Annotated in this window: 12 protein-coding genes, 1 tRNA gene and 1 pseudogene; 2 read left to right on the top strand and 12 right to left on the bottom strand. The window is 42.9% G+C overall.

The window, feature by feature from the left end:
- Nucleotides 1-126, top strand: a pseudogene (locus FTU90_RS01555) (IS3 family transposase); the annotation flags it as partial.
- A 62-nt stretch (nt 127-188) separates the two neighbouring features.
- Here FTU90_RS01555 and FTU90_RS01550 read toward each other — a convergent pair.
- Nucleotides 189-644, bottom strand: a complete 456-nt coding sequence (locus tag FTU90_RS01550) for a hypothetical protein (RefSeq protein ID WP_005170144.1) — start codon at nt 642-644, stop codon at nt 189-191.
- A 236-nt stretch (nt 645-880) separates the two neighbouring features.
- Between FTU90_RS01550 and FTU90_RS01545 the strand changes: the two genes are divergently transcribed.
- A tRNA-Asn gene (locus tag FTU90_RS01545) sits at nt 881-956 on the top strand.
- A gap of 90 nt (nt 957-1,046) precedes the next feature.
- On the opposite strand, the gene FTU90_RS01540 is transcribed toward FTU90_RS01545, so the two are convergent.
- From FTU90_RS01540 to FTU90_RS01490, 11 genes are all read right to left on the bottom strand, one after another.
- Nucleotides 1,047-1,880 (bottom strand): DUF4198 domain-containing protein, encoded by an 834-nt coding sequence (locus tag FTU90_RS01540; protein WP_180071839.1) that lies wholly within the window; start codon nt 1,878-1,880, stop codon nt 1,047-1,049.
- Between the two features lie 136 nt (nt 1,881-2,016).
- Nucleotides 2,017-2,670: a tRNA-(ms[2]io[6]A)-hydroxylase gene (locus FTU90_RS01535; RefSeq protein WP_159138194.1), complete on the bottom strand. Its 654-nt coding sequence runs from the start codon at nt 2,668-2,670 to the stop codon at nt 2,017-2,019.
- Nucleotides 2,671-2,683: 13 nt separating this feature from the next.
- Entirely contained in the window at nt 2,684-3,409 is a 726-nt protein-coding gene (pdxJ, locus tag FTU90_RS01530; RefSeq protein WP_180000177.1) for a pyridoxine 5'-phosphate synthase, read from the bottom strand.
- Between the two features lie 13 nt (nt 3,410-3,422).
- Nucleotides 3,423-4,133, bottom strand: a complete 711-nt coding sequence (locus tag FTU90_RS01525) for a DNA repair protein RecO (RefSeq protein ID WP_180071838.1) — start codon at nt 4,131-4,133, stop codon at nt 3,423-3,425.
- A gap of 11 nt (nt 4,134-4,144) precedes the next feature.
- Nucleotides 4,145-4,339 (bottom strand): NF038104 family lipoprotein, encoded by a 195-nt coding sequence (locus FTU90_RS01520; RefSeq protein ID WP_005097547.1) that lies wholly within the window; start codon nt 4,337-4,339, stop codon nt 4,145-4,147.
- 37 nt (nt 4,340-4,376) lie between these two features.
- Nucleotides 4,377-5,405, bottom strand: a complete 1,029-nt coding sequence (era, locus tag FTU90_RS01515; protein ID WP_005097549.1) for a GTPase Era — start codon at nt 5,403-5,405, stop codon at nt 4,377-4,379.
- Nucleotides 5,405-6,103, bottom strand: a complete 699-nt coding sequence (gene rnc / locus FTU90_RS01510) for a ribonuclease III (protein ID WP_005097550.1) — start codon at nt 6,101-6,103, stop codon at nt 5,405-5,407. Before rnc ends, era begins: the two co-directional genes overlap by 1 nt.
- The gene (locus FTU90_RS01505) at nt 6,075-6,446 is read right to left on the bottom strand and encodes a DUF4845 domain-containing protein (protein ID WP_005170117.1); all 372 of its coding nucleotides are present in this window, start codon (nt 6,444-6,446) and stop codon (nt 6,075-6,077) included. Before FTU90_RS01505 ends, rnc begins: the two co-directional genes overlap by 29 nt.
- A 24-nt stretch (nt 6,447-6,470) precedes the next feature.
- Complete coding sequence (lepB, locus tag FTU90_RS01500; RefSeq protein ID WP_180071837.1) at nt 6,471-7,298, bottom strand: signal peptidase I; 828 nt, start codon at nt 7,296-7,298, stop codon at nt 6,471-6,473.
- Nucleotides 7,299-7,318: 20 nt separating this feature from the next.
- Nucleotides 7,319-9,136, bottom strand: coding sequence for a translation elongation factor 4 (lepA, locus tag FTU90_RS01495; RefSeq protein ID WP_005097556.1), 1,818 nt, complete (start codon nt 9,134-9,136; stop codon nt 7,319-7,321).
- A gap of 249 nt (nt 9,137-9,385) precedes the next feature.
- Nucleotides 9,386-9,841, bottom strand: a complete 456-nt coding sequence (locus tag FTU90_RS01490; protein WP_180071836.1) for a thioesterase family protein — start codon at nt 9,839-9,841, stop codon at nt 9,386-9,388.
- Between the last annotated feature and the right edge of the window lie 10 nt (nt 9,842-9,851).

The following is a 9,851-nucleotide window of genomic DNA, read 5'->3' as shown; positions in this document are numbered from 1 at the left end:
CGGTTCCATTACGACGATCACACTCAGCTATGCATTCACCTTGCTGATTTTATTGCTGCATACAACTTCGGCCGCAGACTCAAAACACTCAGGGGCCTGACTCCCTACGAATTCATCTGCAAACAGTAGACAGATGAACCTGAACTTTTTAAGATTGATCCGATCCATCAAATGCCGGGACTAAACACCTAAGCAATATTGCCCTTCGTCTGTCCGGCTTGAACACAAGCGATCTGTGGTCGGCTTAAGCCCTGAAACTCAAAATAATGCTTGGACACATTGGCCAGCTCTACATCTTGTATTTGCGCTGTCGATGCCTGCCAAGCTTTGGATTGATTGGTACCGGTCAAAAGATTACCTGAAATGGCATAGATATATAATTCTTTGCTTTGCTCTTTCAGATAATCGGCATTCAAAAACACTTCAAAGCTAAATTGACGTTCAGTTTCTACCAACCATTTTTCTGCAAACCACAATTGCAGCAAATCACCTAGATACAAGGACTGTTGCGCCAAGGGCCATAGCTTGATATGAGCATCTGTAACAGGAATATAATACTGTGCTGGATCTGCAATAATCTGCAGATAGTTTTCTTGATAATAAGTGAGTTGAGAGAAAATTTGAGGGATGCTGAGCGTATTCATTCGCTGTCTCCGGTTTAGCCATTTTTGTGCTGGCAAGTAGGTTTAAATCCACACTGTTTGACCATTTGGTCAAACGACTTTATGGTTTTAATCTAGCAAGTGAAATTTATTCTGACAAGTATTTTTCGTAAAATTTATGCAATTGTCTAAATTAAAAACAGACAGGCTGAATTTGTTATAAATATGACAGTTTTTGCTTGACCCCTGTCAAAATCCCTCTATAATCGCTTTCAGATTCTCCAATAGCTCAGTCGGTAGAGCGACGGACTGTTAATCCGCAGGTCCCTGGTTCGAGCCCAGGTTGGAGAGCCAAATACTAAAAAGCCCACTCATAACGAAGTGGGCTTTTTTTCGTTTAATATTTTATAAAACAAGCCTGAATGATTTCAGGCTCATTTTAGCTTAATCCATTACATTAAAAGCCAAGGTATATTTATAACGCTTTAAATCATTCTTTTTTATTTCGAAAGGCTGCTGATAATCAATTTTCATTAAGTACTGGCCTTTTTCCTGCATATTAAAGTTGAGTAACCCTTGCGCATCTGTTGTGAGCGCTTTATAGATTTTTTTATCACGACTAAAATCTGTCGTTTGTGCCAAAATCTCAACGTTTAAATTCGCAACTCCTTTTTTATCATCCAGTACTTTCAATTGAATCGCTTGAGATTTTTTAAATGCATTTGGATGCGTGATAAATTGAACATCAAAGCCAGCATGGATATGCTGAATGACCTGATTCGACGTCACACGCCGTGAGACAAAGGTTTCAATAATATCGATAGTCTGCACAGTTTTCTGTGGCATGTTTTTCTTCAGCGCTTGCTGATAAATCACATTTTGATTGGCGGCTTGATTGGCTTTTGGAACAGCACTTAGAACCATTTTCCATTTTTGAGCAACCTGTGCATACTTTAGGCTATTCCCCTGTTTCTCGCCACGAATCCGATAGGTACCCTCTCGTTTATTTTCCAGACTATAACTACTTAGGGTTTGTGTTTTGGTCCATGCATCATCTGCAAGATAAATCTTTTGGCCTGTAGGCGTATGATAATGAAACTTAAAGTTTTTAATCGCCACTTCCGAGGCAAATGGATTGTCATAAAAGCCAGATACAATCGCGGTGTGATTGTTAAAAGTTTGATAACTTAGTGGGGCAACATAAGGATAGTGTGCAAAGGCTGTACTGCTGATCACTCCCAAGATCAAAAAAGGCATGACTTTTACCAGCTTATTCATTATTTCATCATCGTTATTAAGAAATCTGCTGTATTTTATGGATTAAGTCTGTAGATGTAAATAATTCTCATTTATATATTTGCTCTGGATATAAAAAATCCCCCATGAATGGAGGATTTTTAAATGTTCACTGCAATTAAGCCGCTTGAGCCGGAACACCGCTATGGAAACGGAAAGTGTCATCTGGTGTCAGAATCAGCTGCTTTTCAACGTTACGAATATGATCAATCCGGCTTTGAATATCCTCTTGCGGATTTTTCAATTTTGCCGTGGTCGCCACATCCATCGCCAAAGCCAGATAGTCCTCAAAGTGACGAGATTCAGACTTAAGCAAGTAACGGTAATAACGTGCCAACTCATCATCCACACGCGAAGCCAGCGCGTAGAAACGCTCACAAGAGCGTGCTTCCACAAAAGCACCAATCACCAAGACATCAATCAAGGCTTCAGGTTCAAAAGTCCGGATTTCTTTGCGCAAGCCACCGGCATAACGTCCCGCACTTAAGTTCTGCCAGGCCTGTCCACGTTTGTTCATCAGTTCAAGCACTTGTTCATAATGCAGCATTTCTTCACGCACTAACTGCGCAAGCTTCACCTGTAAATCAACAAAGTAACTATAGCGAAACATCAGATTCATGGCCGTGCTGGCTGCTTTTTTTTCACAGTTGGCATGATCTTGCATCAAGATTTCAAGATTTTCGACTGCCACATTCAGCCATGCCTTGGGCGTTTCACACCCCAAGAAAGCAATCACCGGCTGCATCAGTTCATCATAATTAATATTTGACATAACGACTCTGGTCTTACCGCGCTGACTTAATCACAGCTTTCATTTGCTGAACGGCTTGTGCCAGACCTAAAAATACAGCATCTGCAATCAAAGAGTGGCCAATATTAAGTTCATGAATTTGTGGAATCGCCGCAATTGGCGTTACATTATCCAGGTTCAAACCATGGCCTGCATTCACTACCAGACCTTTCGATGCGGCATATTCAGCGCCTTTAATAATGCGCTCAAGCTCAGCCTGCTGGGCTTCAGGCGTTTCTGCATCGGCATAAGCACCGGTATGAATCTCGATGGTCGGTGCACCACAAGCAACTGCTGCATCAATTTGGGCAAAATCAGCATCAATAAACAAAGACACATCACAACCAATCGCTGCCAGTTCTTGCGTAGCTGCTTTGACTGATTCGAAATGAGTCACCACATCCAGACCACCTTCAGTGGTGACTTCCTGACGTTTTTCAGGGACAAAACAGACATGATGCGGTTTAATTTCCTTGGCAAAAGCGACCATCTCATCTGTCACCGCCAGCTCGAGGTTCATACGGGTTTTCAGTGCAGGACGCATACGACGCACATCTTCATCCTGAATGTGACGACGGTCTTCACGCAAGTGCAAGGTAATGCCCTCTGCCCCGGCCTGCTCACAGATCAATGCAGCATTGACTGGGTCTGGGTACGTTGTACCACGTGCTTGTCTTAATGTTGCGACATGGTCAATATTGACACCAAGTAATGCAGCCATAATCTTTTCCTAACTACGTTTGAGATTGAGAGTTTTGAATCCAGAGTTGCCGACTTTTTAATGGTCGATCACCCAATAAGGCCGTGATCACCTGTCGATACAGTTTCGTCAACAATTGTAACTGTTCCGGATTAAAATCCCCACCATTTTCATGCGTCAACATGCTTAAAATCTGTTGACCGGAAATAGTGGAGCGTAAGGCTTTGGCCGATGGCATAAAGCCGGCATTGAGCTGAAAATAATAGTGTTGTAGCGGATCAATCTGCGCCTGATTGGCATCTAGGGAAAAATCCAGACCATAACCGAGTTCTTCCAGCAAGATATGTTCAAATTGCCGCAAAATCTGTTTTAAGTATAAATTGGGATTAGATTGTTCTGATAATTGCTGCAATGCAGTTAATGTCTCTGCATATTTGGCAAAGGTTTGCGGCATTTCCACTTCTAGAGGGCACAAACGTAACAGAACTTCATTCAGGTAAAAGCCTGAAAAAAAGGCATCACCAAAAAAGAAAATCGGCTGATTGACAATTTCCAGCTTGGTAAAGTTTTTGAGTTCTGATTTTCCGGTGGCTTGCAAACTGATGGGCTGATATTGCGGCGGCGGTGTTTGCCGGAGAATGCCATCCATACGACCGTATTCCTGAGTAAATAAATGCACAATATGGCTGCGCTCACGGTACTTACGATGATGAATCAAATAACCATGCAGTACTTCGTTACGCATAAGCGGACACTTTAATCCTTATCTTTTTTTGATTTTTTATCATCGTCGTCATCTCCATCCGGGATGACTGCGCCCACAACAGCCGCAGTGCCTTTGACTGCGACTTTTGTGGTTTTATAAGCCACCTTGACAGGAACCGTGACCACTTTATGGATACAGCCTTGCAAGAATAAAACACATGCAAGCACTGCCAACACTTTCATCATCACGAAATTCCTTAAAGGGGCTTATTAATTTTATAACTTAGATATCGCTATAACCTAAGCTTTTCAATGCACGTTCATCATCAGACCAGCCGCCTTTGACTTTCACCCAAAGGGTCAGCATGATTTTCTGTTCGAACATTTTTTCCATGTCGAGACGTGCATCCATACCGATTTTTTTCAGCTTAACGCCTTTCTCACCAATCACAATGGCTTTCTGGCTTGGACGATCGACAAAAATCGTAGCATCAATATAGGTACAGGCCGGCTTCATACGACCAGTCTTTTCATTCATCACTGGCTGTTCAGTTTTGAATGATTCAATCTGCACGGTTAAATCATATGGCAGTTCTTCACCCAGCTGACGCATGATCTTTTCACGAATAATTTCAGAAGCCAGGAAACGCTCTGAACGGTCAGTTAGTTGATCCAGGGAGTACAATGGCGGCTGGAACGGCAGATACTTGGCAATCGTGTCACGTAAATGCTCAAGATTGGCACCACGAAGTGCAGAAACAGGTACGATTTCCGCAAAGTTCATCAGCTTTTCGCGCTCACGAATCAGTGGTAAAGCTTCGTTCTTGTTCTCAAAAGTATCTAATTTGTTGATCACCAGAATCACCGGCATTTCAGCATTTTTCAGCTTTTCCAGTACCAGATCATCATTCGGCGTCCACTTCTGTGCATCCACCACAAACAAAACCAGATTCACATCACGTAAAGCCGAATGGGCAGCACGGTTCATCATTTTATTGATGGCACGTACTTCCTTTTTATGCATCCCCGGCGTATCCACGAATACCGCCTGAGACTTTTCACGCGAATCAATCCCGACAATTTTATGCCGTGTAGTTTGCGGTTTACGTGAGGTAATTGAGAGTTTCTGACCCAAAATATGGTTCATTAAGGTAGATTTACCCACATTCGGGCGACCTACAATAGCGACAAAACCACTGCGATAATCCGACGGAATTTCGGTGCCTTGTGCGCTAAAAAATTGATTTACCAGGTCGTGACTGTCGCTTTGCGACTCGTGATCAGCATCAATGTGATCGGAATGAGTAGTCATTAAGACTTATGCTCCAAAAGTTTTAAAATATCTGCCGCAACGGCTTGTTCAGCAAAACGTCGGCTGGCGCCTTCACCTTGCATGGTCGGTAATCCCTCAATCTCACATTCCACTTTAAAATGCTGATTAGGGGCATCACCTTGAATATCTACAACCTCGTAAACTGGGAGAGGTTTCTTACGTGCTTGTAGATACTCTTGTAAACGTGATTTAGGGTCTTTAAGCTGATCGGTCGGCTCAATATGATCCAAATACGGTTCATACCATTTTAACACAATCGGCTCTAACACAGTGAGATCAGCGCAATCCACATAGATTGCGCCAATAATGGCTTCTACAGTATCTGCCAGTATAGACTCGCGATGATGACCGCCAGATTTCAATTCACCGGTACTGAGAATTAAACTCTGACTGAGTTTTAAATCATTGGCGATTTTCCCCAATGCTTCCTGTCGAACCAAGGTGGCACGCATACGCGTCAGCCGGCCTTCGTTTTCGCTTGGGTAGGCAGTGAAGAGATAATTCGCAATGATCATCCCTAAAAGAGAATCGCCTAGAAATTCTAGGCGTTCATAGTTTTGTTTATGACTGACTGAACGATGGGTCAGTGCCAGCTTGAGCAGTTCAGCTTGTTTAAACTGATAACCGATCCGTCTGGCAAGACGTTCATCATTGAGTTTTGACTGCGCTTTGATCAAAATTTTTCTCAAACTTCATCACTAAATCGATATTCATTATGAAATTTTTACGAATTTCATAATTCTTGTGTATCTGCAAACCATCGGTATGGATAACTTTGGCAATTTCATCAAACTTCAGATCGCGAATATTATTCATTGATAAACGCTGATCCATCTGCTGACGGAATTTTTCTGGTGTTATATTGGCTGGCGCACTTTTTAACAGCGCCTCAATCTCACCATCGACCATACGATCATCAAAGTAGGGTCCCCACACTGCAATCGCTACTTTGGCTAGAAATGCAAACCCCACGATTGCAAATAAAATCCCAATATACGAAGCACCTTGTTGATGTCTCATTTTTTATTTTCCTGATTGAAACAATTAATCGATTGTCCCGTTGCGACCAAACGATGGCAATTTAAAGCCAGGTTCTTTATGCATCCAGATATAGAATGCACGACCTGTTAAGTTTTCTTCCGGAACAAGCCCCCAGAAACGGCTGTCAGCACTCTGATCGCGATTATCCCCCATCGCAAAGTAATGACCTTCAGGCACCTTTACTTCCCAATATAAACCATTTTCACTTGAATATTTACCATTTTCCACAAAGTTAATATAAGGCGCCTGACGCGCGACATTGACCCCTTCCAGCTCACGCATGGTAAAGCTATGCTGACCTAAAGTTTCTTTATAATAAATGGCATTGGGTGTATCCAGACGATCTTTTTCACGGCTAAATTCCACTGGAACTTTCGCTACTTGTTCACCATTGATGCTCAACTGACCATGATCATAGACAATATGATCACCGGGTAAACCAATAATACGCTTGATATAACTGATGGTCGGTTGTGGTGGATAACGGAATACTGCCACATCGCCACGCTCTGGACTGCCAGTATCAATAATTTTAGTGTTGACCATAGGCAGTTTCACGCCATAGTCAAATTTATTCACCAGAATAAAATCCCCAGTTTCCAGGGTTGGCACCATTGAATCCGATGGAATATTAAACGGTTCAAACAAGAACGAACGCAGCACCAGTACAATCGTCAGTACTGGCCAAAAGTCATAAGCCCAGGTAATGATAAAATTTTCATTGCCCTTGCCGCGAGTTTGTCTTTGTTTCAGGACAAACTTGTCAAGCAACCACAGTGCGACAAAAAACAGCGTCGCAGGAACAAGAATCAAATTAAAATCAAAATCCATGGGCTTATATCCTTATTCTTCTAGCGTTCGACTTTTAACACAGCGAGGAACGCTTCTTGCGGGATTTCGACACTACCCACCTGCTTCATGCGTTTCTTACCTTCTTTCTGTTTAGACAGAAGTTTTTTCTTACGTGACACGTCACCACCATAACATTTGGCCAATACGTTTTTACGCATGGCTTTTACAGTAGAACGTGCAATGATTTGCGCACCAATTGCCGCCTGAATTGCCACATCAAACATTTGACGCGGAATCAGGTCTTTCATTTTTTCCACCAGCGCAATGCCACGATGACGCGCGTCGTTACGGTGACAGATCATTGCCAGAGCATCGACTTTTTCACCATTGATCAGCACATCCACTTTTACCAATGAAGAACTTTCAAAACGGACAAAGTTATAGTCGAGGGATGCAAAACCACGTGAACAAGACTTCAATTTATCGAAGAAATCCATGACCACTTCTGCCATTGGAATTTCAAAAGTAATCGACACCTGATTGCCGAGGAATTTCATGTCTTTTTGTATGCCACGGCGCTCGATACACAAGGTCATGACATTACCCAGATATTCTTGCGGTACTAAAATATGACATTCGGCAATCGGTTCACGTAAATCTTCTACGGTTGAACCATCCGGCATTTTAGACGGGCTGTCGATATAAATCGTCTGGCCATTTTTCATCACTGCTTCGTAAATTACGGTTGGCGCAGAAGAAATCAGATCAAGATCATACTCGCGTTCTAAACGCTCTTGTACAATCTCCATGTGTAGCATGCCCAAGAAGCCACAGCGGAAACCAAAACCGAGTGCATCCGAACTTTCCGGTTCAAAGAACAAGGCCGAGTCATTAATTTGCAGTTTATGTAAAGCTTCACGAAACGGTTCAAAGTCACTGGCATCAATCGGGAATAAACCGGCATAAACCTGCGGTTTTACTTTTTTAAAGCCCGGTAGCGTTGCAACTTCAGGTGTGGTTGCCAAGGTAATGGTATCACCCACCGGCGCACCGAAAATATCTTTAATACCGGCAATCACGAAGCCGACTTCGCCTGCTTCCAACATGCCTGTTTCAGTATGTTTCGGATTAAAGATCCCAACAGAAGTAATGATGTGCGTTTGACCTGTTGATTTCATCAACATCTTGTCGCCTTTACGCACACGACCCTGCTTTACACGTACCAGAGAAACTACCCCAAGGTAGTTGTCAAACCATGAATCTACAATCAGGGCTTGCAACGGCGCTTCGCGATCACCGACCGGTGCCGGAATCACATTCACCAGGGTTTCTAAAACATTTTCAATGCCCAGACCGGTTTTGGCTGAACATGTCGGTGCTTCTGTCGCTTCAATGCCGATAATTTCTTCAATCTCGTGAATCACACGCTCAGGTTCAGCTTGCGGCAAATCGATCTTGTTCAGTACGGGCAGTACTTCCAGACCTTGCTCAATCGCGGTATAGCAGTTGGCGACAGACTGTGCTTCCACACCTTGCGCCGCATCAACGACTAATAAAGCACCTTCACAGGCTGCGAGCGAGCGCGACACTTCATACGAGAAGTCAACGTGTCCCGGCGTATCAATAAAGTTCAGCTGATAAACTTCACCATTTGGATGGGTATAGTTTAGCGTCACCGAAGTGGCTTTAATGGTAATCCCACGTTCGCGCTCAAGCTCCATAGAATCGAGGACTTGAGCCTGCATTTCACGATCTTGCAAACCGCCACAGGTCTGAATAAAGCGATCTGCGAGGGTCGATTTACCGTGGTCAATATGCGCAATAATCGAGAAGTTACGAATGTTTTTAATATCAACAGATTTTTTAGCTTGCGCCATGGGTTACCTTGAGAAAAAACGCGCTATGTAATTTAAAAATATTACATAACAAAAGCCGAATAGAAATTGCGAAGGATTATAGCAGAATGGTGATCTAGAAAAAGAATTATATTTTTAGCTTTGTCCACTCTGCCAAAATACCTGTCCAGCGATCTCAAGCTCAATCACTGCAATGAAAATTTGAAAATCACACCATGTTTTTGCTAAACCTGATTGAAATATCTAACTCTGTGCCAAAGAAGTGAGCGCTTATTGATCTAGATACACTATTGAAAAATCATAAGGATTGATCTGATCAGAAAGAGGTTGATAGGCTTGGGTAAAGGTAGGCGACATGCGTTTAGGACGCCCAGTGGCCATTTCAATACAGGCCCACTGCGTACTACCTGTAAATAACAGGTTTTGATCCTGTGGTCGATAAAATGCATATTGGCGAAATGAATACAGTGCGTTGATATCGTTCAACCAGGTTCGCAAAATAATTTCATCGCCCTCAAAAGCAGCTTTTCGATATTGTACCTGATGCTCAACCGCGACCATGGCATGTTTCAGTTCCACATATTCCTTTAACCCCAATCCCAATTTTTCAATATGGGCTGTGGCGACATCCTGCATCCACTGTACATAGACCACATTATTGACATGGCCCAAGCCATCGATATGTTCAGCTTGCACCTTTAACGCAAGATCAAAAATAGCTGTCATTTTTCTCTTA

Source organism: Acinetobacter sp. YH12200, assembly GCF_013418175.1.
Lineage (GTDB): Bacteria > Pseudomonadota > Gammaproteobacteria > Pseudomonadales > Moraxellaceae > Acinetobacter > Acinetobacter pseudolwoffii.
This window is presented reverse-complemented; position numbering and strand designations above follow the sequence as displayed.